The sequence below is a fragment of the Chelativorans sp. M5D2P16 genome (assembly GCF_034427935.1).
Lineage (GTDB): Bacteria > Pseudomonadota > Alphaproteobacteria > Rhizobiales > Rhizobiaceae > Chelativorans.
Window position 1 is genome coordinate 140,134 of the sequence record NZ_JAXQNM010000036.1, and the last position, 21,676, is coordinate 161,809.

Annotated in this window: 17 protein-coding genes and 1 pseudogene; 10 read left to right on the plus strand and 8 right to left on the minus strand. The window is 65.5% G+C overall.

What is annotated here, in order from left to right; all coding sequences use genetic code 11:
• The first annotated feature begins 69 nt into the window (after positions 1-69).
• The 3 genes from SIN08_RS16745 to SIN08_RS16755 are packed head-to-tail and all read left to right on the plus strand — an operon-like array spanning position 70 to position 3,001.
• Positions 70-990, plus strand: a complete 921-nt coding sequence (locus tag SIN08_RS16745; RefSeq protein WP_322452740.1) for a DUF6492 family protein — start codon at positions 70-72, stop codon at positions 988-990.
• An 11-nt stretch (positions 991-1,001) separates the two neighbouring features.
• On the plus strand, positions 1,002-1,799 hold the full coding sequence (locus tag SIN08_RS16750) for a WecB/TagA/CpsF family glycosyltransferase (RefSeq protein WP_322452741.1): 798 nt from the start codon (positions 1,002-1,004) through the stop codon (positions 1,797-1,799).
• Entirely contained in the window at positions 1,796-3,001 is a 1,206-nt protein-coding gene (locus tag SIN08_RS16755) for a glycosyltransferase (protein WP_322452742.1), read from the plus strand. Before SIN08_RS16750 ends, SIN08_RS16755 begins: the two co-directional genes overlap by 4 nt.
• 73 nt (positions 3,002-3,074) lie before the next feature.
• Here the strand turns inward: SIN08_RS16755 and SIN08_RS16760 are convergent, their stop codons facing one another.
• Positions 3,075-4,292, minus strand: coding sequence for a lipopolysaccharide biosynthesis protein (locus SIN08_RS16760; protein ID WP_322452743.1), 1,218 nt, complete (start codon positions 4,290-4,292; stop codon positions 3,075-3,077).
• Between the two features lie 384 nt (positions 4,293-4,676).
• On the opposite strand from SIN08_RS16760, the gene SIN08_RS16765 reads away from it, so the two are divergent.
• The 3 genes and pseudogenes from SIN08_RS16765 to SIN08_RS16775 form a co-directional block, all read left to right on the plus strand.
• The gene (locus SIN08_RS16765) at positions 4,677-6,461 is read left to right on the plus strand and encodes a GumC family protein (RefSeq protein ID WP_322452744.1); all 1,785 of its coding nucleotides are present in this window, start codon (positions 4,677-4,679) and stop codon (positions 6,459-6,461) included.
• A gap of 93 nt (positions 6,462-6,554) precedes the next feature.
• Positions 6,555-7,451: a bifunctional methylenetetrahydrofolate dehydrogenase/methenyltetrahydrofolate cyclohydrolase FolD gene (gene folD, locus SIN08_RS16770; RefSeq protein ID WP_322452745.1), complete on the plus strand. Its 897-nt coding sequence runs from the start codon at positions 6,555-6,557 to the stop codon at positions 7,449-7,451.
• A 40-nt stretch (positions 7,452-7,491) separates the two neighbouring features.
• A pseudogene (locus tag SIN08_RS16775) lies at positions 7,492-7,683 on the plus strand (NAD(P)H:quinone oxidoreductase); the annotation flags it as partial.
• A 26-nt stretch (positions 7,684-7,709) separates the two neighbouring features.
• Here SIN08_RS16775 and edd read toward each other — a convergent pair.
• The 3 genes from edd to zwf are packed head-to-tail and all read right to left on the minus strand — an operon-like array spanning position 7,710 to position 11,712.
• Positions 7,710-9,524: a phosphogluconate dehydratase gene (edd, locus tag SIN08_RS16780; RefSeq protein ID WP_322452746.1), complete on the minus strand. Its 1,815-nt coding sequence runs from the start codon at positions 9,522-9,524 to the stop codon at positions 7,710-7,712.
• The gene (pgl, locus tag SIN08_RS16785) at positions 9,521-10,243 is read right to left on the minus strand and encodes a 6-phosphogluconolactonase (RefSeq protein ID WP_322452747.1); all 723 of its coding nucleotides are present in this window, start codon (positions 10,241-10,243) and stop codon (positions 9,521-9,523) included. Before pgl ends, edd begins: the two co-directional genes overlap by 4 nt.
• The gene (gene zwf / locus SIN08_RS16790; RefSeq protein ID WP_322452748.1) at positions 10,240-11,712 is read right to left on the minus strand and encodes a glucose-6-phosphate dehydrogenase; all 1,473 of its coding nucleotides are present in this window, start codon (positions 11,710-11,712) and stop codon (positions 10,240-10,242) included. The genes pgl and zwf overlap by 4 nt, the downstream gene beginning before the upstream one ends.
• A gap of 294 nt (positions 11,713-12,006) precedes the next feature.
• On the opposite strand from zwf, the gene SIN08_RS16795 reads away from it, so the two are divergent.
• Positions 12,007-13,779: an SLC13 family permease gene (locus SIN08_RS16795; protein ID WP_322452749.1), complete on the plus strand. Its 1,773-nt coding sequence runs from the start codon at positions 12,007-12,009 to the stop codon at positions 13,777-13,779.
• 5 nt (positions 13,780-13,784) lie between these two features.
• Here the strand turns inward: SIN08_RS16795 and SIN08_RS16800 are convergent, their stop codons facing one another.
• The 4 genes from SIN08_RS16800 to SIN08_RS16815 are packed head-to-tail and all read right to left on the minus strand — an operon-like array spanning position 13,785 to position 18,235.
• Positions 13,785-15,314 carry a UxaA family hydrolase gene (locus SIN08_RS16800; RefSeq protein WP_416208089.1) on the minus strand — a complete coding sequence of 510 codons (1,530 nt, stop codon included), beginning with the start codon at positions 15,312-15,314 and terminating at the stop codon, positions 13,785-13,787.
• Positions 15,315-15,357: 43 nt separating this feature from the next.
• Positions 15,358-16,632 carry a TRAP transporter large permease gene (locus tag SIN08_RS16805; RefSeq protein ID WP_416208097.1) on the minus strand — a complete coding sequence of 425 codons (1,275 nt, stop codon included), beginning with the start codon at positions 16,630-16,632 and terminating at the stop codon, positions 15,358-15,360.
• 9 nt (positions 16,633-16,641) lie between these two features.
• Positions 16,642-17,199 carry a TRAP transporter small permease gene (locus SIN08_RS16810; RefSeq protein ID WP_322452751.1) on the minus strand — a complete coding sequence of 186 codons (558 nt, stop codon included), beginning with the start codon at positions 17,197-17,199 and terminating at the stop codon, positions 16,642-16,644.
• Between the two features lie 55 nt (positions 17,200-17,254).
• Positions 17,255-18,235, minus strand: coding sequence for a sialic acid TRAP transporter substrate-binding protein SiaP (locus tag SIN08_RS16815; RefSeq protein WP_322452752.1), 981 nt, complete (start codon positions 18,233-18,235; stop codon positions 17,255-17,257).
• Between the two features lie 158 nt (positions 18,236-18,393).
• Between SIN08_RS16815 and SIN08_RS16820 the strand changes: the two genes are divergently transcribed.
• The 3 genes from SIN08_RS16820 (at position 18,394) to SIN08_RS16830 (ending at position 21,630) form a co-directional block, all read left to right on the plus strand.
• The gene (locus SIN08_RS16820) at positions 18,394-19,119 is read left to right on the plus strand and encodes a GntR family transcriptional regulator (protein ID WP_322452753.1); all 726 of its coding nucleotides are present in this window, start codon (positions 18,394-18,396) and stop codon (positions 19,117-19,119) included.
• Positions 19,120-19,422: 303 nt separating this feature from the next.
• Positions 19,423-20,661, plus strand: a complete 1,239-nt coding sequence (locus SIN08_RS16825; protein ID WP_322452754.1) for a glycine betaine/L-proline ABC transporter ATP-binding protein — start codon at positions 19,423-19,425, stop codon at positions 20,659-20,661.
• A 36-nt stretch (positions 20,662-20,697) separates the two neighbouring features.
• Positions 20,698-21,630 carry an ABC transporter permease gene (locus tag SIN08_RS16830; RefSeq protein WP_322452755.1) on the plus strand — a complete coding sequence of 311 codons (933 nt, stop codon included), beginning with the start codon at positions 20,698-20,700 and terminating at the stop codon, positions 21,628-21,630.
• Positions 21,631-21,676: the final 46 nt, after the last annotated feature.

A 21,676-nucleotide genomic window follows, 5' to 3' on the forward strand; every position in this document is an offset into this window, starting at 1 on the left:
CGGCACATTCTGCAGCACAGCCGACGGCACGGCCGAGCGGCAGCGACCGAACCAGGCGGGATGTCCGGGATGACCAGGCGCGCGCTCGTCCAAGATGCGGCCGCAAGGTCGCGGCCGGCTCCGGAGGAGGGTGATGCGGCGCTGGTGACGCCCAGCTATGCCGGCGACTTCGAACGCTGCCGGCTGCTTTGTGAAACCGTGGACCGCTTCGTCAGCGGCGCGGCTATGCATTATCTGCTCGTATCCAGCGACGATGTCGCCCGTTTCCGTGCACTGGACGGTCCCAATCGCATCGTCATCGACGAGCGTGACCTGCTGCCGGGGTGGCTGCACAGCCTGCCCGATCCGGTGAGCCTGTTCCGCCGCCGCATCTGGCTCAGCACGCGCACGCCGCCGCTGCGCGGCTGGCACGTGCAGCAACTGCGGCGCATCGCAATCGCCGGGCAAGTGCGGGAGGCGACCCTCGTCTACTGCGACTCGGACGTCGTCTTCCTGAAGCCGTTCGACGTGTCGGCCTTCCGGCAAAACGGCAAGCTCAGGCTCTATCGCCGCGAAGGCGCGCTGCCCGTCGACAGTGAAGCCGGACACGGCGACTGGTACGCCAATGCCGGTTTCGCGCTCGCGCTGACGCCTGAAGCTTCCACCCGGCACGACTACATATCGACGGTCATCGCCTGGGACCGCCAGACGGTGGCGGCGATGGTTCGGCATATCGAAGCAATCCACGCGCGCCATTGGGTGGAAGTGGTCGCCGCGCGGCGGCGCTTTTCCGAATGCATTCTCTACGGCCGCTATGTCGACGAGATCCTGGGCGGCGAAGGCCATTTCCATGACGCCGCACAGTTCTGCCGCGTCTACTGGTCGGGCCCGAGCCTCGACGAAACGGGGCTGCGCGGACTGATCGGCTCCATGGAGCCGGAGCAGGTGGCGATCGGCGTGCAGTCCTTCACCGAGACCGATCTCGAGCCCCTGCGCCGGCTGGTTGCCTGAGGGGCCCCGAAATGGAAACGCGCGCGCGTGAACACAAAAACGGGGCTTTGACGCGACATCCCGAGGGCATTTTCGGCCTGCGTTTCTGCCCCGCCGGCACCCAGGCTCTGGCGGATCACCTGGCGCACACCCCTCCCCCGCTCCACGGTGCAGCGGAGATGCTGTTCACCGCCAATCTCGACCACATCGTCAAGATGCGCAGCAACGGCGCTTTCCGGGCCGCTTACGACCGGGCGTCGTTCGTGACGGCGGACGGGATGCCGGTCTATTTCTACGCCCGCTGGCGCGGCGTGCCCCTTCCGGAGCGCGTCACCGGGGCGGACCTGTTCCCGGCGCTGATGGTACGGCTCGACCCCGACATGCATCGACCGTTCTTCGTGGTGAGCGACGAGGAGACGGCCGGCCGCATCGGAACCAAGCTCGCGCAGCGCGGCTTCGAGGATGCGCAGGTCATCGTCCCGCCCTTCGGCTTCGAGGCGGACGAGGCATATTCTTCGCAGCTTGCACAGCGGATCGCGGCCCTCGGCACCACGCATCTGCTCTTCTGCGTCGGCGCGCCGAAATCGGAGCTGTGGCTCGACCGGCATCGCGACGTGATCGGCCCGTGCTATGCCATGGCGCTGGGAGCGGGCGCCAACTTCTTCGCCGGAACGGCGCAGCGAGCGCCGCGGCTGATGCGCAGCTTCGGAGCGGAATGGCTCTGGCGCTTCCTGTGCGAGCCCCGCCGCCTCTTCCGCCGCTACTTCATCGATTCCTGGGCGTTCCTCTTGGCCATTGCCGACGATCTGCGTGGGAAGACTTCCTCATGAGCAAGTCCGCCGCGCACCTTACGCTTAAAGATCGCCCACTGCCGAAGAAGGCGGCGCGCGGCGGCGAAGCGGCGGCGTCACGCAGGCTTTCCATCCTCTTCCTCACCACGGTGCTACCTGGCGAAGGGCGCGCGGGCGGGGAGATCGTCAGCGCCCATGTTATCGAGGCGTTGCGGACGTTGGGGCACGACGTGCGCGTTCTGGGCTATGCCCGCACCGGCTATGTCCCCGGCGCGGGCGAGATGCTGGTCGAGACCCGGGCCATCGAAACACGCGGCGCAGCCTTCAGCGCCGTCCGGTGGCTGGCGCAGGCTTTTGCCCGCCGCACCCCTTATTCAGCCGAAAAATACGTCGGCGGCAGCTACCTGGCCACGCTCGAACAGGCGCTTTCCGAGCGCCGATGGGACCGGGTCATCCTCGACCACGCTCAGATGGGCTGGCTCTTGCCGCGGCTCGACGGCCAGGACCTCATTCATGTTTCCCACAATTGCGAGGGGCTGCTTTACGCGGGGCAGGCGCGGCACGGCAACGTCTTCCGCCGCGCAATCTTCACGCGGGAGGCGCGAATGATGGAAGAGGTGGAACGCAGGCTCGCGCTGAGGGCGCGAAGTGTGTGGACCTTGACCGAAGCCCAGGCGCACGTGTTCCGTGAGATGGGCGCCTCGTCGGTCACTGTCCTGCCCGTGCCGCCCATGCCGCTGGCGGATTCTTTCCGACTGCCTGAGCCGGACTGCGACATCGCGCTTCTCGGGACATGGAGTTGGGGACCCAACCGCGCCGGCCTCGACTGGTTCTGCCAGGAAGTCGTGCCGCTTGCGCCAAGCCTTCGCATCAGGGTTGGCGGCACGGGAGCGGAGGATCTGCGGGGCCGTTTCGAGGGTATCGAGATCGCCGGCCGGGTGCCCGATGCGGCCGCGTTCCTCGCCTCCGCTCGGGTGATCGCCGTGCCGTCGACCGCCGGCGACGGCATCCAGATCAAGTCGCTCGACGCCATCGCCATCGGCCGCCCTGTGGTGGCGACGCCTTTCGCCCTACGCGGCATCGACGGGCTGCCGCCACGGGTGAAGTCCGCCGAGACCCCGCGCGCCTTTGCCGCCGCCTTGCGGGAGGCGCTGGAACAATCAACGGGAGACGCGGCGGACGACTGGCAGGCCAAGCGGCGGGAGACATTTCGCGGCGTCTTGGAGAGCGCCCTCGCCTGATCCGGGAAGACGAGCAGATCGAGGCCGCTGGCGCGGCCGTTCCCACAAGGATTCGCCGCACTGCGGCTTCAGATCAGACCCGCTTCGCCGGCATGCTGAGCGCACAATAGGTCAACAGCAGCGAGACGAGGTAGAGGGCGGCGAAGACGCCGTTGAGTGCCAGAACGATATCGCGCGGGGCCGCGTAGGCCGCGAGCACATGGGCCAGAAGAACGGCCTTCGTGCCGGCCAGGAGCATCAAGTTGATCGCCCGCAGCAGCGTCTGGCCGCGCGCGAAGAGAAGCTCGGCCTGATATTCGACCAGGTTGCGCATGCCCGGCACGAAGAGCGCCAGAAGCACGAGCGGCGCTGCCTCGGCCACGTTGCGCCCGAGAATGTTCGGGAAGACGCGCAGGATGAGCGCGAGCGCCAAGATGGCCGTCGTGGAAACGGCGAAAATCACCCCCTCGATGCCCAGCCGAACGCCGATGCGGGCCAGCATGTCCGGGGTGCGCATCATCTTCTGTACCAGAAGCATCGAGAAGGTACGGATGGGGATGGCCGTCAGATCCACCAGCCGCATGATGATGGCATAGATGCCCGCCAGTTGCGCGCCGCCCAGCGCCAGGACCAGCAGCTTGTCGAGTTCCATCTGAAAGTAGAAAAGCACCTCGGCGCTAGAGACATAGACAGCGTCGGCCAGCCGCCGCAGGTACAGAGCCGGCCGCAGCCGCATGCGCTGCCAGGGATAGAAGAAAAAGGCTGCAACCAGCAGGGAGACGGCATTGGCCAGCAGATAAAGCTGCGTCCACAGCCACAGTTCGCCGTTCGACACAAGCGCTAAGAGGACTGCCGCAAGCGCCCGCACCGCCGTGCCCAGGACGACGAGCAGCGCGCCACGGCCGAAGCGGTTGAGACCGTTGTTGACGATGACGACCGTTTCGGCCGGCCGCCACAAGAGCGCCTCCGCGACAACGACCAGCGCGAAGGCGCCGGGCGGCATATCGCCGCCGAAAAAGAGCAGATAGACACCGACGGAGGCGAGCCCCAGCACCGGCAGGGAGAGCACGCTCATCAGCAGGAAACCGGCCGTATAGGTGCCGATGAGCCGCGGCTTCACGGTAGCGATCCGGTAGAGCGGCGCGGTGAAGCCGAAGGCCAGAATGCGCGAAAGCATGACGCCGGCCGCCGAGGCGGTGGCGAACAGGCCGAAATCGGCGATCGACAAGGTGTTCGCCAGCACGATGAAATAGCCGAGCGAAAAGACAAGCCGCCCCGCCGAACCGCTTATGGCCGCGAAATAATCGCGCAATACGCGCTGCCTGCTTTCGATGAAGGTGGCGAGTGAAATATCCGCCTCCCGGAATCTGCTTGAGCCGAGGGAGCCATAGCAGGCAAAGCTTAATCTGCCGTGTGCGCTGAAGTTTCCATGTTAACCATTTGTTTTCCGTGTCCCTTTAGCTTGGGTTAACATAAGCGCAGGGTTTGGGGTGCGCGCCCGAGCGAGGCAACGGTTTCCATGTTCGAATCCGACTACGACCGAAAGGATCGGCCTGGCCGATCACTGCTTTCCCAACGGCAACGGGATGGCGAGGAGCCAGCTATCGAAAAGACGGATGCGGCTCGGGAACCACAGCACGCGCGGAGCGTGGAGGCAGGCTCGGGTGACGATCGCTCCCGCGGCCCGGGCGCCTTCTTGCGGCGCGCCAAGGCTCGCCTGCTCAGCGACGCGCCGGCAGCGCTAGGCCGGCAAACGGTCCTCGAACCGGATCCGCAGCGCACCCGTTCCGTACCGCCCGGCCCATATGGCACCGACGACGGTCCCTACTGGAACCCGCTGATCGACCCGGTGCGCGTCGTCGACGGAATTTGGCGCGCCAGGCGGATCGTCGTGCTGACGACGCTCATGGGCGCCGTGATCGGCGTCATGGTCGCGCTCGCCACGCCGAAGGAATACTATTCCGCGACCGAACTTCTGTTCGATCCCCGCAGCCTGCAACTCGTGGACCGCGAGCTGACGGGCGGCGCGCTGCCCTCCGACGCCACGCTGGCGCTGATCGAAAACCAGGTGAGCATCATCCGCTCCGGGTCGGTGCTGAAGAAGGTGGCGGAGAGGCTGGAGCTTGCCGACGATCCGGAGTTCAACGGCCAGGGCGGCGGCCTTTTGGGCAAGCTCACCAATCCGCGTGCGCTCCTCCCCTTCGGCGACGGCGGCGAGAGCAGCGATATCTTGCGGCATGCGCTTGCCGTGCAGAACCTGGCCGAGAGCCTGAATGTGGAACGCAACCCGCGCACCTTCATCATTCACATCGGCGTCACCACGCAGGACCCCGACAAATCGGCCCTGATCGCCGGCACGACGGCCGAGGTCTACCTGGAAACATCCAACGAGCTTCAGGCCGCCGTGGCCGGCCGCGCCAACACCGAGATCAGCAGTCAGCTCGACGAGCTGCGTGCCGAGGTGGAGCGGGCCGAGCAGGCCGTCGCCGATTTCAAAGCCGAGCATGGGCTCTTCGATGCCCAGGGGCGCCTCATGTCCGATGACGTGATCGTGCGCCTGAACGAACAGCTTTCGACGGCGCGTGGCCGCACCGCGGAACTGAATGCGCGCATCTCCTCGATGCGGGAACTGGGCGTCGACCAGGTGCTGGGCGGCGCCCTGCCCGAACAGGTCGCCTCGCCCGTAATGACGGAGCTGCTTTCGCAATATGCGGTCCTGCAGCAACAGGCTGACCGCGCAGCGGTCCGCCTCGGCCCGCGCCATCCCGACAATCAAACCGTTCAGGCCGAGCTTGCCGGCCTGCGCCAGGCGATTTCCGCGGAATTGCGGCGCGTGACGGCTTCCATCCAGGTCGAGCTTCGGCGCGCCGTCGAATTGGAACAGGACCTGGCGGCGCGCCTTGCCCGGATGAAGGCCGAGAAAAACGCACTGGAGGACCAGCAGGTCGGCCTGCGCGAACTGGAGCGCGAGGCCGCGGCCCGCCGCTCCGTCTATGAATCCTTCCTGCTGCGCGCGCGCGAGACGGGGCAGCAACGCAACCTCGAAACCGCGAATGTGGCGATCATCTCCGAGGCGACGCCACCCCTGCTGCCGAGCGGGATCAGCCGCACGACGATCGTCCTGGCGGCAACCTTCCTCGGTTTCCTGGCCGGCATTCTCCTCGGCGCCGGCATGGGCGCGGTCGCGAGCCTGCGCGAGAACACGGGCAAGCGGCGGCGTGGTGGGACGGCGGCGGATCCCGGTCCCGCGCGGGCGCACGGAGAAGACCAGAGAGGCTACGGCGATGACGGCTTCGATCCCATGCCGCCCTCGCCCACCCATACCGGCCACCATCATCCCCTTCCCGTGGCAAGCAACCCCGCCCATGGCCGCTTGGAAGAAGAAGGCACCGTCTCCATCGAGGACCTTCGCCACAGCCTGCGGGCATTTCGGGACGAGATCGACGCGCTGGCCGAAAGGCGTACCCGCCGCGCCGGATAGCTTCGCAGATGCGTCAGAATGCGGCGCAGATTCGGGATTGCCCCGAGGGTGCTTTGCTGCCTATTGCAGAACGATCCGAGACAGGAGGGGTGCATGGCTGAGTTCATCGACGGGAAGGCGGCGGCGGCGGAAGTCGTCGAAAAGGTGAAGACGGAAACAGTCGCGCTCACCGAGGAGGGGATCACGCCCGGCCTCGCCGTGGTTATTGTCGGTGACGATCCGGCCAGCCAGGTCTATGTCGCCTCCAAGTCGAAAAGGGCCAAGGAGTGCGGCTTTCATTCCGTGCAGCACACGCTGCCAGCGGAAACGGCCGAGACGGAGCTTCTCGCCCTCGTGAAGGCGCTGAACGCCGACCCCGCCATTCACGGGATCCTGGTGCAACTACCCCTGCCAGACCACATCGATTCGGCCCGCGTCATCCAGACGATCGCGCCGGAGAAGGACGTCGACGGATTTCACTTCATCAATGTCGGCAAGCTGGGGACGGGTACGCTCGACAGCGCCTTCGTGCCCTGCACCCCGGCGGGCGCGATGCTGCTCCTCAAACGCGTGCGCGGGACGGATCTTTCCGGCCTGAACGCGGTCGTGATCGGGCGCTCCAACATCGTCGGCAAGCCGATGGCCAATCTGCTTCTGGCGGCCAACGCGACCGTCACCATCGCGCACAGCCGGACAAAGGACCTCCCCGCCGTCGCCCGCTCGGCGGACATTCTCGTGGCGGCGGTCGGCCGGCCGCAGATGGTGCGCGGCGACTGGGTGAAGGAAGGCGCCACGGTGATCGACGTGGGCATCAACCGCATCCCGGCACCGGAAAAAGGCGAAGGCAAGACGCGGCTGGTCGGCGATGTTGCCTTCGACGAGGCGGAAAAGATCGCTGGCGCGATCACGCCCGTGCCGGGCGGCGTCGGCCCGATGACCATCGCCATGCTGATGGCCAACACGCTGGTTTCGGCCTGCCGCGCCAACGGCCGCGTGCCGCCCTCCCTGTAAAACCGGTACCGCACCAGCCCAAGCGCGCGTTGACGCCATCGGGCAGAAGCGGATGGAGCAGATCACCGGCGGCACGCCCTACAGCGCGACGACGCTCGCGGGCGCCGAAGACGGTGGTTATCGCGCACCGAGCGCCAGCGAGCTGGCGGGCGCCCGCTTTCAAGGGCGCCACATCGCCCTGATCGCCGCACTGCTTGCCGAGAATACGGCGTTGCGGTCTCCCGCCGTCTGAAGCGGCGGCGGCTCCGCCGTAACTTTTCAGAAGACGGCGGCTCCCGCATCGGCCCGGCCAGCGAGCTGGCGGAAACCGGCAAACAGCTCCCGGCCGAGCCCGAAGTGTCGGTGCGAAAGATCGACCTCCTCGACCGTTCGCGCCGAAAGCTCCTCTTCCGCGACCAGCACTTCCAGCGTGCCGGCCTCGGCGTCAAGCCGGACCATGTCGCCGTCGTGCACCTTGCCGATGACGCCGCCGTCGAGCGCTTCGGGGGTCACGTGGATCGCCGCCGGCACCTTGCCCGAGGCGCCGGACATGCGTCCGTCCGTCACCAGGGCGACATGATACCCCCGGTCCTGCAGGACGCCGAGCAAGGGCGTGAGCTTGTGCAGCTCCGGCATGCCGTTGGCCTTCGGCCCCTGGTAGCGGATGACGGCGATGAAGTCGCGATCGAGCTTGCCGGCCTTGAAGGCTGCCTGCAGGTCCTCCTGGGCGGCGAAGACAATGGCCGGCGCCTCGACGACGCGATGCTCGACCTTCACGGCGGAGGTCTTGATGATGGCCTGGCCGAGATTGCCCTTCAGCACGCGGATGCCACCAGTCGGCTGGAACGCCTTGGCGAAGGGGGCCAGCACCTTTTCGTCACCGCTTTTTTCCGGCGCCGGCGTGCGCGTCACCGTGCCGTCCTCGCCGAGCCTTGCCTCGACGGCATAGGCCCGGAGCCCCGGCCCCCAGACCGTCTGGACGTCCTCGTGCAGCAGGCCCGCGTCGAGCAGTTCGCGGACGAGGAAGCCGATCCCGCCGGCGGCCTGGAAATGGTTCACATCGGCAAGCCCGTTCGGATAGACGCGCGCCAGAAGTGGCACGTTCGCAGAGATCTCGGCAATGTCGGCCCAGGTGAGCTTGATGCCGGCGGCGGCGGCGATGGCGATCAGGTGGATCGTGTGGTTGGTGGACCCGCCGGTGGCGTTCAGCCCGACCACCCCGTTGACGATCGAGCGCTCGTCGATCATGCGGCCGACCGGCGTGAACTCGTTGCCGAGGGCGGTGATCGCCAGGGCACGCTTCGCCGCTTCCTTCGTCAGCGCATCCCGCAATGGCGTGTTGGGATTGACGAAGGAAGCGCCCGGCATGTGCAGGCCCATGATCTCCATCAGCATCTGGTTCGAGTTCGCCGTGCCGTAGAAGGTGCAGGTACCGGGTCCGTGGTAGGATTTCGATTCGGCCTCCAGCAGTGCCTCGCGCCCCACCTTCCCTTCGGCAAAGAGCTGGCGCACCTTGGCCTTCTCGTCGTTGGGAAGGCCGCTGGTCATCGGGCCGGCGGGAATGAAGACGGCGGGCAGATGGCCGAAGCTTAGCGCCGCCACCATCAGCCCCGGCACGATCTTGTCGCAGATGCCGAGATAGACGGCGGCATCGAACATATTGTGGGAGAGGCCGACGGCGGCCGCCAGCGCAATGACATCGCGCGAAAAAAGGGACAGCTCCATGCCTGGCTGGCCCTGGGTGACGCCGTCGCACATGGCGGGCACGCCGCCCGCCACCTGCGCCACCCCGCCGATCTCGTGCGCCGCTTCCTTGATGATGTCAGGGTACGGCCCGTAGGGCTGATGCGCGGAGAGCATGTCGTTATAGGCGGTGATGATACCGAGGTTCGGCACCGTGTCGCCGGAGAGCGCCGCCTTGTCATGCGGCCCGCAGGCGGCGAAACCGTGGGCGAGATTGCCGCAGGAAAGCACCGTCCGGTGCGGGCCCTTCTCAGCCGCCTCGTCGAGGCGGGCGAGATAGGCTTCGCGGCCGGCGCGCGAACGCTCGCGGATGCGTGCCGTGACGGCTTCGATCTCTCGTTTCGCGGTCATGTTCTGCGATCCTCCTTCGGCGCCCAGTAGATCTGGGCGGGCGTGGCGGCGTGGTCGAGGACAACACGGACCGGCAGGAGCGGGCCGGCATCTTGCGCCAGAGCGGCCTCGAGCACATCCTTCTTTTTCGCTCCCTCGATATGGAGCACCATGAAGCGCGCCTGGCGAACGACGGGCATCGAGAGGGACAGCCTCGGCTCGCCCGCGCCCGGCGCATGCACCGGCAACACGTACCTCCCGGATGCAGGGGTCAACAGCTCCGTAAGGTTTTCGGCGTCGGGAAAGAACGATGCCGTGTGGCCGTCCGTTCCCATGCCCAGCACCAGGACGTCGAACGGAAGCGGCAGCGTGCCCACCGCTCGGTCGGCCAGTCCGGCGGCTTCCTCGACGCTGTCGCACGCGTGATAGAGGTTGACGAAAGCAGCTCGCGCCGCCTCGTTCTGCAAAAGGTGCCGGGCGACCAGGCGCGCATTGGAACGCTCCGAGTCGGTGGGCACGAAACGCTCGTCGGCAAGCGTGACGGTCACGCGGGCCCAATCGAGCTTGCGGCGGGAAAGGGCCCGGAAGAAGGGCGGCGGCGTGCTGCCGCCGGAGACCCCCATCAGGGCGGTACCGCGCGCCGAGATCGCCTCGGCCAGATTATGCGCCACGGTATCGGCCAGTTCCTCCGCCAGATCCTGGCCGGAGGCGAATTCCTGCCAGTTCGGGATCATGCTCATATACTCTCGTGCCAGGTTCGTCCGTCGCGCTCGATGAGCGCAATGGCCGCCGACGGGCCCCAGGTGCCGGCCGTATAGCCCTGCACGCCCTGAGTGCGTTCCTCCCAGGCGGCGACGATGGGATCGATCCAACGCCAGGCCGCCTCCACCTCGTCGCGGCGCATGAACAGCGTCTGATTTCCGCGGATCACGTCCATGATCAGGCGCTCGTAAGCGTCCGGATTGCGCACGCGGAAGGACTCGGCAAAACTCATGTCCAGAGGCACGTGTCGCAGGCGCATGCCGCCGGGGCCGGGATCCTTGATCATCATCCACTGCTTGACGCCCTCGTCCGGCTGCAGGCGGATGACGAGCTGGTTGGCGAAAACCCGGCCGGCCTGCTCGCCGAAGATCGAGTGCGGGATCGGCTTGAACTGGATGACGATCTCGGAGACGCGGGCGGCGAGCCGCTTGCCCGTGCGCAGGTAGAACGGCACGCCCGCCCAGCGCCAGTTCTCAATCTCCGCCTTGATCGCCACGAACGTCTCGGTGTCGCTCACGCCGCCCGTCAATTCCTCCAGATAGCCCTTGACCGCCCCGCCGTTGGAGGCACCGGAGCGGTACTGTCCGCGCACGGTCACCCGCTCGGACGCCGGCGGGTCGATTGGCTTCAGCGCGCGCAGCACTTTCAACTTCTCGTCGCGCACGGCGTCCGCATCCAGCGAGGCCGGCGCCTCCATGGCCATAAGACACAGAAGCTGCAGCATATGGTTCTGCACCATGTCGCGCAGCGCTCCGGCCTTGTCGTAGTAGTCGGCGCGGCCTTCCACTCCCACGGACTCGGCGACCGTGATCTGCACATGGTCCACGTGGGCGGAGTTCCACAAGGGCTCGTAAAGCGCGTTGGCAAAGCGCAGCACCATCAGGTTCTGCACCGTCTCCTTGCCGAGATAGTGGTCTATGCGGAAGATCCGTGCCTCGTCGAAAACGCGGCCGATGGTCTCGTTGACCTCCCGCGCCGTCTCCAGGCTGCGGCCGATCGGCTTTTCCACGATGATGCGCGCGGTCGGCGTCGCCAGACCGTGCCGGTCGATATTGTCGACAATATCGCCGAATATGCCCGGCGCCACGGCAAGATAAAAGGCGCGGACATGGCTGCTGTCGCCGATCTTCTTCTTCAGATCGTCATAGCCCTTGCCCGACTTGGCATCCGTCGGCACATAGAAGAGCCGTTCCAGGAAACGGGCGAGCTCGGCTTCGTCGACATGGGCCTTCGCCACATGCGCGGCGATCGCCTCTTTTGCGAAGGCACGGAACTGGCTGTCGCTGAGCTCGGACCGGGAGGAACCGATGATACGGGTAGGCTCCGAAAACTGGCCGGCGCGCTCGCGCTGATAGAGCGCGGGGAGAAGCTTGCGCTCGGAAAGGTCGCCCGTGGCGCCGAACACCACGAGGTCGAAGGGTTCGACCGGAATCGTCTGGCTGGTCATTGTCGCTCCGCTGCGCTTTCAAGCTTATCGAGAGCCTCTTAGTCTAATCGATTTAAAAACGCCACCCCACCATTTTTGTCAGGGACACGCTGTAGATCGTCTCGAGACCGGCCCTTCCGTGCTCGCCCGAAGGATAAGTGCGGATCGATACATTGCAAGCCGCTACGGGCGGTTTGAAACGACGCGCCGTGCGCCGCCTGTCTCGCCTACCACCGGAAAGGTGGATGCCGCACATGGTATCTGGTAGGCCAATTTGAAAAGATCCCTCCTCGTCTGCGAACGCTGCCATTTCTCATGACCTACGACCAGATCTTTCTCTTCAGCCTGCTCGGCGTCGTCTTCATCTTCCTTCTGTGGGGGCGCGTGCGCTACGATCTGGTGGCCTTTGCCGCGCTGATCATCGCAGTGATCGGCGGGGTGGTGCCGGCGGAATACGCCTTTGCGGGCTTCGGGCACGAGGCGGTCATCATCATCGCCCTGGTGCTCATCGTCTCGCGGGCGATGGTGAATGCCGGAGCGGTCGAGCTCGTCGCCCGTCTCGTCTTGTCCACGGACCGGTCGCTCCCCACCCATATCGGCATCATGTCGGTGGTTGGTGCTGCGCTTTCGGCCATCATCAACAACGTTGCAGCACTGGTCATGCTGATGTCGCTCGATCTGGAGGCCGCCAAAAAGGCGAAACGGGCCGTCTCCGCCTCGCTGATGCCGCTCTCCTTCGCCACGATCCTCGGCGGCATGATCACACTCATCGGCACGCCGCCCAACATCGTCGTCGCCCAGTTCCGCGAACGCGCGCTGGGGGAGCCATACTCCATGTTCGACTTCTCCCCCGTCGGGCTCGTCTGTGCGCTCGCGGGCATCACCTTCGTCACGACGATCGGCTGGCGTCTTATTCCGAAGCCCGACGCGGCGGCCACCATCGGGGAAAGCGGCGAGCCGGCGCTGTTCGTGGTCGAGGCCAGGGTGAAGGAAGATTCGGAGGCAATCGGCAAGCCGCTCGGCGCGCTTTATCCGCTTGCCGACAAACACGACGTCTCCGTGCTCGGTCTGGTGCGCCGCGGCAAGCGACTGCCCGGATTCGCCGCCGGCGAGGAGGTGCGCAAGAGCGATCTCATCGTTATCGAGGGCGATCCGCAATCCGTCGAAGCCTTTATCGGCGCGGCGAAGCTGCGCACGCCCGGCTCCGGCAAAAGCGAAAGCCTGACGGGAAAATCGCTGAAGCTGGTCGAGGCCATCGTGCCGGACAACGCCCGCATGGTCGGCCGTACGGCGCTGGACCTGCGTCTGCTCTATCGCCGCGGCGTGGCGCTGCTCGGCGTATCGCGCCAGGGCCGGCGTTTCCGCGAACGCGTGCGCAACCTGCCGATCAAACCGGGCGACATGGTGCTGCTCCTGGGGCCGGAAAGCCGCGTGGCGGACGCCGCCGAGTGGCTGGGTGTGCTGCCGCTGGCGGAGAAGAGCCATAACGTGATCCAGCGCGGAAAGGCGTTTCTCACGATCGGCGTCTTCGCCGCCGCGGTGGCAGCCGCCGTGATCGGACTCGTGCCGCTCTCGATAGCGCTTGCCGCGACGGTCATCATCTACACGCTGTTCAACGTGATCGGCGCGCGCGAGGTCTACGAGGCGGTCGAATGGCCGGTGATCGTGCTTCTGGGCTCGCTCATTCCGCTCGGTCTGGCGCTGGAGGAATCGGGCGGCACGCGGCTCATCGCCGAGGGGCTGGTCGCCCAGGCGGGCACGCTGCCGCCGTGGGCTATCCTGGCGATCCTCATGGTCGTCACCATGACGCTGTCCGATTTCCTCAACAACGTGGCCACGTCCCTGATCGCAGCCCCGGTCGGGCTATCGGTCGCCCGGGCGCTCGACGTCTCGCCCGATCCCTTTCTGATGGGCGTGGCGGTCGCCGCCTCCTGCGCGTTCCTCACCCCGATCGGGCACAAGAACAACACGATCATCATGGGCCCCGGCGGCTACCGCTTCGGCGACTACTGGCGCATGGGGCTGCCGCTGGAGATCATCATCATCGTCGTCGGCGTTCCGGCGATCCTGTTCTTTTGGCCGTTGTAGAACCGTTACATCACCGCGCCGATCTGCCACGGCACGAACTCGTTGTCGCCGTAGCCGAGCTGCTCGGACTTGGTGCGCTTGCCGGAGGCGACGGCCAGCACCTCATCGAAGATCTGGCGGCCCTTCTCCTCCAGGGTGACACCGTCGAGAATATCGCCGCAATTGACGTCCATGTCCTCGGCCATGCGCTCGTACATGGCGGAGTTGGTGGCCAGCTTGATCGACGGCGAGGGCTTGCAGCCATAGGCGGAGCCACGGCCGGTCGTGAAGCAGACGACATTGCAGCCGCCGGCCACCTGCCCCGTCACGGAGACTGGATCGTAGCCGGGCGTGTCCATGAAGACGAAGCCCTTCTCTGATACCCGTTCGGCATATTCGTAGACGGCGGCAAGCGGGGTTGAGCCGCCCTTCGCGGCCGCACCCAGTGACTTCTCCAGGATGGTCGTCAAACCACCCAGCTTGTTGCCCGGCGAGGGATTGTTGTTCATCTCGCCCTTGTGGCGGGCGGTGTAGTCCTCCCACCAGTGAATGCGCTCAATCAGCTTCTCGCCGACCTCACGGCTGATAGCGCGGCGGGTCAACAGATGTTCGGCACCATAGATCTCCGGCGTTTCGGCAAGCACCGCCGTGCCGCCGTTGCGCACCAGCATGTCGGCGGCGAGGCCCAGCGCCGGATTGGCGGTGATGCCCGAATAGCCGTCGGAGCCGCCGCATTGCAGCGCAAGGGTGATCTCGGAGGCCGGCACCGTCTCGCGCTTGTGGGCGCCGACCACGGGCAGCATCTCGCGCACGCGCTCCAGACCCGCCTCGATGGTGCGGCGCGTGCCGCCGGTATCCTGGATCGTCATGGAGCGGAAGGTGTCGCTTTCCTCCAGCCCGTAAAGTTCCTTGAGGCGGGCGATCTGGAAGACCTCGCAGCCGAGCCCGACCATCAGCACGCCGCCGAGGTTCGGATTGCTGGCATAGCCCCACTGGGTGCGCTTCAACAGGTCGAACCCCTCGCCCGAGGATGCGAGCCCGCAACCCGTTCCGTGGGTAAAGGAGACGACGCCGTCGACATTGGGGAAATCGTCGAGCATGCCCGAACGCATGGCCGCCTCGGCGATAAAGCGGGCGACCGAGGCGGAGCAGTTCACGCTGGTGAGAATCCCGATATAGTTCCGCGTTCCGACGCGACCGTTCGCACGGCGGTATCCCTGGAAGGTCGCCTGCTCGGCCACAGGCAGCACGTTGACCGGCTGGGCGTCCTGGCAGAAGCGGTAGTCGCGCTCGAATTCGCCCATCTCCAGATTGTGCTCGTGCACCCATTCGCCCGGCCGGATCGCTTTGCTGGCGAAGCCGATCACCTGGCCGAACTTGCGCACCGCCTGCCCCGATTCCACCGGCTCGAGCGCCACCTTGTGGCCGAAAGGGATACGTTCGAGCGCGTGCACGGCGTCGGCCAGGGGCGCGCCCTCCTCGATCTTGCGCGCGGCGACCGCGATATTGTCATTCTGGCTGAGCCGCAGGAAAGGCGGCCGGCTGTCCATCATCATGTCTCGTCTCCGGCGGTCCGCCAGCCGCCATCATTCGGGTTCTCTAGCGGTAAAACAGCGTCGGCAGCCACATGGTCAAGGCCGGCACGAAGGTGACCAGCATCAACACCACGAACAACGGCACCAGGAATGGCATGGTGGCCGCCATACAGCGCTCGAAAGGCACCTTCGAGACGCGCGAAAGCACGTAAAGCACCATGCCCACCGGCGGCGTCAAGAGGCCGATCATCAGATTGAGCACCATGATAACGCCGAAATGCACGGGGTCGACGTCCATCTTCAGCGCAATCGGCAGGAGCACCGGCACCAGGATCGTGATCGCCGCCACGGTTTCCATGAAGCAGCCGACGGCGAACAGGATCAGATTGATGAGCAGCAGCACGACGACGGGGCTTTCCGAGAAACCGAGGATCAGCGAAGCAAAGTGCTCCGGAACGCGGTTCGACGTGAGGATCCATGCGAATATGGAGGCCGCAGCGACAATGAAGAGCACCACCGCCGTGGTCTCGATGGTGTCGAAGGAAACTCGCAGGAACCGCCGCCAGGACAATGTGCGATAGACCACGAGGCCAAGGAACAGCGCCCACACGCAGGCGGCGATCGCGGCTTCGGTCGGCGTGAAGGCGCCGGACAGAATGCCGCCGACGATGATGATCGGCGTGAGCAGCGACAGGAAGGCACGCCGGAAGGTGATCCACAGGACCGAGAAGCGGAAGGCCTGGTCGCGCGGGTAGTTGCGCTTGACCGCGTACCACGCGACCATGATCATCAGGGCGAAGGCCATCAGCAGCCCGGGTATGAGACCGGCGGCGAAGAGCTGGCCGATCGAGGCGCCCGCGACCACGCCGTAGATCACCATGGGCAGGGACGGCGGGATGATGGGGCCGATGGTCGAGGACGCCGCGGTGATGCCAACGGCAAAGCCGGGATCGTATTTGGCGTCGCGCATGGCCTTGATCTCGATGGCGCCGAGGCCGCCCGCATCGGCAACCGCCGCGCCGGACATGCCGGCGAAGATCACCGAGGCGCCGATGTTCACGTGGCCCAGACCGCCGCGCATCCACCCCACGATCGCCTTGGCGAAGTCGAAGATGCGCTCGGTGATGCCCGAGGTGTTCATGAGATTGCCGGCGAGGATGAAGAAGGGGACGGCCAGGAGCGGGAATGAATCGACGCCGTTCACCATGCGGTGGACGACCACCATGTCGGGAATGCGCCCGTCCAGAAAGATGAAGATCGCCGAGGCGCCGGCAAGCGCGATCGCCACGGGAATGCCGAGGACGATCATGCCGAAAAGAGCAACGAAGAGGATCGTCAGCAACATGGGTCAAAGCGCCCCGGACTGTTGGAAGGACTCGGGATCGACGAGTCGGCTCGTCCCGGTGCGCAGATGACGCAGCAAAACCACGACGGCACGCACCGTCATGGCGACGAAGCAGAGGGCGACCATCCAGTAGATGACGGATTTGGGGACGTCGATGGATACCATCATCTGTTGCGTGCGCCCGGCCATCTGACTGCACAGCCAGGCGGTGACGCCGAAGAAGACGATCGAGACGAGGTCGGCGAAGATCTGCAATCCGAAACGCGCCCGACGCGGCAGGTAGCGATAGAGCAGTTCGACGGCGATATGGCTTTCCTTGCGAACCGCGATGATGGCCCCCAGAAAGGTGACGCCGATCAGAAGAAAGCGGGCGATCTCCTCCGTCCAGCCCAGAGAGTTGTTGAGCACGTAACGGGTGAAGAACTGGAGAAAGACGACGAAAGCGAGCACCCAGAAGACGACAATGACGAGACTGTCCTCGGCCCGCAGGTCGGAAAGATCCTCGTCGTCGTGAACGGGCGCGGCAGGCTCCGCGCCGAAACGGCTGTCATTGTCCGACATGGAAAAAGCCCCGGTGGAAATCCCGCGCCGCCCGGGCGGCGCGGGAGGAACAAGCCTATTGGATTGCTTGCAGCCGGTCGTAGGTGTCCTGATCCCAGGTGGCGTCCTCGCCGTTGTGCAGCTTCACGGTCGCCTCGCGGAAGGGGGTGCGGTCGACCTCGTTGACCGTCACGCCCTGGTCGCGGAACCCCTCGACCAGTTCCTCCTCCTTCTGGATCACCTGCTGCGTGGCGCATTCGGCCGTCTCGTCCAGCACGCGGTCGAAGGCCTCGCGGTCGGCTTCATCCAGGGAATTCCAGACCGGACCGCCGACGATGGTCAGAAGCGCGTCGGTGATGTGGCCGGTGAGCGTGATCTGGTCCTGTACCTCGTAGAACTTCTTCGCCTCGATCGTCGGCAGCGGGTTCTCCTGCGCATCCACGGTGCCCTGCTGAAGGGCAAGATAGACCTCGGCAAAAGCGATGGGCGTCGGATTGGCGTTCACCGCCTTGGGGAACATCATGTAGAGCGGCGCGTTGGGCACGCGGATCTTGAGCCCTTCCATGTCCTCAGGCGTGTTGATCTCCTTGTTCGACGTCACGTGGCGCTCGCCGTAATAGGTGAGCGAGGTGATGTGATTGCCAGAGGCCTCCTCATAGCCTTGAGCGAGTTCCGAAAAGAGCTCCGAATTGCGGAACTGGTCCCAATGTTCGTAGTCGCGGAACATGTAGGGCGCGCCGCCAATGGCGATCGGCCCGTAGGCGCGGCCGGCGAAGAGCTGGCCCGTGTAGATGATGTCCACTGTCCCGAGGCCGAGACCTTCGTTGATGTCGACCTCCTTGCCGAGCGACGACGCCGGAAACACCTCTATGGAATAGCGCCCGTCCGTCGCCTCCATAAGCTTGTCGGATGCCTCGACGGCACAGGTGTGATAAGGCTCGCCCGCCTCATAGACGTGCGCCCATTTCAGCACCGTCTGGGCCGAAGCGGGCAGCGCGGCAAACGAAACACCGCCCACCACGGCGGCGGCGAGCGAATATGTGAGCTTCTTCTTCACTGGTACTCCTCCCTTTGAACCATACGACTTAAACATGCCCGGTCGTCCGACAGCCGCACGATGCATGCATATGCAGGATCCTCCAATCCCGCCGGCGACCGGGGACCGCAATAACGGCCACGATTTTCAAGCCGCGAAAACCCTACTAACATGCTAGTATGACATCAAGCACCGAATTTTCACCAGCCATCGCAACCCGCAGAGGCGGGACGACGGATCATGTCGCCAATGCGTTGCGCCAATCGATCGTGACCCTCGAACTGGTACCGGGCGCCCAGCTCGACAAGCGGGTGCTGACGGCCCGCTTCGGCGTTTCCCGCTTTCCCATCTCCGAGGCCCTGAACCGGTTGAAGCGGGAGGGGCTTGTGGATGTCCGCCCGCAGAGCGGCTCGCGCGTCTCTCTCATCCGCCTTTCGGACGCGGAAGAGAACCTGTTCATGCGCCGGGCGCTGGAGGCGGAGGTGGCCGAGACGCTGGCGCGACGCGGCGACGCCGACCTCCTGGCTGAGCTCAAGGACAACTTGCGCCGCCAAAAGATTGCGGTGGACACCGATGACCGCGAAGGCTTCCACGCGCTGGACCTTGCCCTCCATGACCGGATGGTCGAAGCGCTTGCCTTTCCCCGGCTTCGGGCGATCACGGAAAGCGTACGGCTGTCGCTGGACCGGGTGCGGCGGCTGCTCGGCTCGCCGCGTCGCCATGCCGTCACCTATGGCGAGCACGTGGAGATCGTCGCGGCACTGGAAGCGGGACGACCGGAGGATGCCCGCGCGGCCATGGTCGCGCATATCGATGCCGTGCTGACGGAACTGCGGATCTTCTGCAGAAAGCACCCGGAGGTGTTCGCGGACCTGACCGCCCCCTCCGCCGACGGTCGCCCGTGATTTCCTGTAGCTGCCGGAACATGCGCCCACGTTCGGGGCTGGTGGCAGGAGGAACTGCAACACGGCCGCGCAACGACCCGCGGCGCGCCGGGTGCGATGAACGGCGCAGGCGCGCGGCAGCGATTTACGGTTGAATCATGACAACGCCCATCCTATCATCGCGGCAAATAAAAACTCATCAATCAGGGGGTGGTTGGAATCGGAGTCGATTCTAGCCGGTGTTTCTTTTACATTCATGCCAGCCGCGTCGATATTGTTCAGGGCGTAATTCCGCTTGTCCCGAGCGGCCGAAAAAGAGGAAAGATGGAACCCAAGTTACGAGTCAGGGACGTCTACAAGATCTTCGGCGACAACCCGCAGGACGCTTTGGATCGTCTCAAACGGGGACAGACAAAGGAGGAGATCCTCGAAGAATCCGGACAGGTGGTCGGTGTCCAGGATGCCACCTTCGATGTCGAGGAAGCGCACATCTTCGTGGTGATGGGGTTGTCGGGCTCCGGCAAGTCGACGCTGGTTCGCATGCTCAACGGGCTCATCAAGCCCACCTTCGGGCAGGTCCTCATCGACGAGGACGACGTCGCCAGTTGCTCGCCCGAACAGTTGCGCCGCATCCGCCGCAACAAGATCGCCATGGTTTTTCAGCACTTCGCGCTGTTTCCCCACAAGACCATCGCGGAAAACGTCGGCTACGGCCTGAAGATCAAGGGCGTCGGTGCCGCTGAACGGCGCCAGAAGGCGCTCGCGGCGCTCGACCAGGTCGGGCTTGCCGCCTGGGCCGACAGCTATCCCTCGGAACTTTCCGGCGGCATGCAGCAGCGCGTGGGTCTCGCCCGCGGGCTTGCGACGGATCCGCAGATCCTGCTCATGGACGAGCCCTTCAGCGCGCTCGATCCGCTGATCAGGCGGGAGATGCAGGAGGAGCTTCTGGGCCTGCAGAAGAAGCTCAAGAAGACCATCGTCTTCATCACGCACGATCTCAACGAGGCGCTGATGCTCGGCGACAGGATCGCCATCATGAAGGACGGGCGCTTCGTCCAGGTGGGCACGGCCCAGGAAATCGTCTCCAATCCGGCCGACGACTACGTGGCCGCCTTCGTGGCCGACATCGACCGCGGACGCGTCTTCACCGCGGGCCATGTCGCCAACGCGCCTGCGGCGGTGCAGCTTTCGGCCAGCGCCGAGGACGCGCTCCAGACGATGGAAGAGAGCAACCGCACGGCGGTTTACGTGCTCGACGGCGAGAAGGTCGCCGGCGTGGTCAGCTATCAGGATCTTTCGACCGCCGCGCGCGGCAACGGCGAGGCGGGCACTACCTTGGCGGACGTGCTGGTCACGGACTATCCTTCGGCGGTGGAAGACGCTCAGCTGCACGAACTTTACGGGCTGGCGAGCACGGGCCTGCCCGTGGCCGTTCTCGACGGCAAGGGGCGACTTATCGGCGTCATCGAACCCGAGGCCGTCTTCGCTCAGCTTTCCGGGGACGAGCAGACGACCCAGCAGGAGACCGGTCAAAGCGAAACGGGAGCGCGGGCGGCATCGTGACCGCCCCTGCCAGTCAGCCGCATTTCGGAGACGCTCATGTTCAGCCCGTCTGACCTTCTGGTCATCCCTTTCGACGATTGGATCAACACCCTGGTGCGCGACTTCCTCGTGCCCAACTTCCGGCCGTTCTTCCGCGCCCTGCAGGTGCCGGTAACGGGCGTGCTCAACATGTTCGAGGCATTTTTCCAGTTCGTGCCCATGCTGGTAACGACCGCCGCCTTCGCGCTGGTCGCCTGGCGCACCGTGGGGCGCGGGATGGCGCTCTTCACGATCATCGCCCTCATCTTCATCGACATGATCGGGCTGTGGCCGGAAACCATGACGACCCTTTCGATGATCGTCACCTCGGTGCTGTTCTGCGCGGTCATCGGCGTGCCCATCGGCATTCTCGTCGCCGGCAGCAACAAGCTGTGGGCGGTGACGCGGCCGATCCTCGACATCATGCAGACGATCCCCTCCTTCGTCTATCTGGTGCCGATCGTCATGCTGTTCGGGGTCGGCATGGTGCCGGGCATCATTGCCACCATCATCTTCGCCCTGCCGCCTATCATCCGGCTGACCAATCTCGGCATCCGCAACGTGCGCGGCGATCTCGTAGAGGCGGCGGAAGCCTTCGGCTCCACCCGCTGGCAGATGCTGTGGGAGGTGCAGATCCCGCTGGCGCTCCGGACCATCATGGCCGGTCTCAACCAGACCCTGATGCTGTCGTTGTCCATGGTCGTGATCGCCGCCCTCATTGGCGCCGGGGGCCTCGGGCTCACCGTCTATACGGGGCTCGGTCGGCTCGACGTCGGCGGCGCGACGGCGGGCGGGGTCGGCATCGTGCTATTGGCGATCATCCTCGACCGCATCACACAAGCACTCGGCGAGCAGAGCGGGGTGCGGACCCCGTCGCTGCGCCAGACGCTGGTTTCGCTGTTTCGCCCACGCGCAGCCGCAACGGGCGAAACCAAGAAGTCGGGCAACTGAGCCCGCCGAAGCGGGGCGGTGATGTCCCGTCGCGATATGCGGGTTA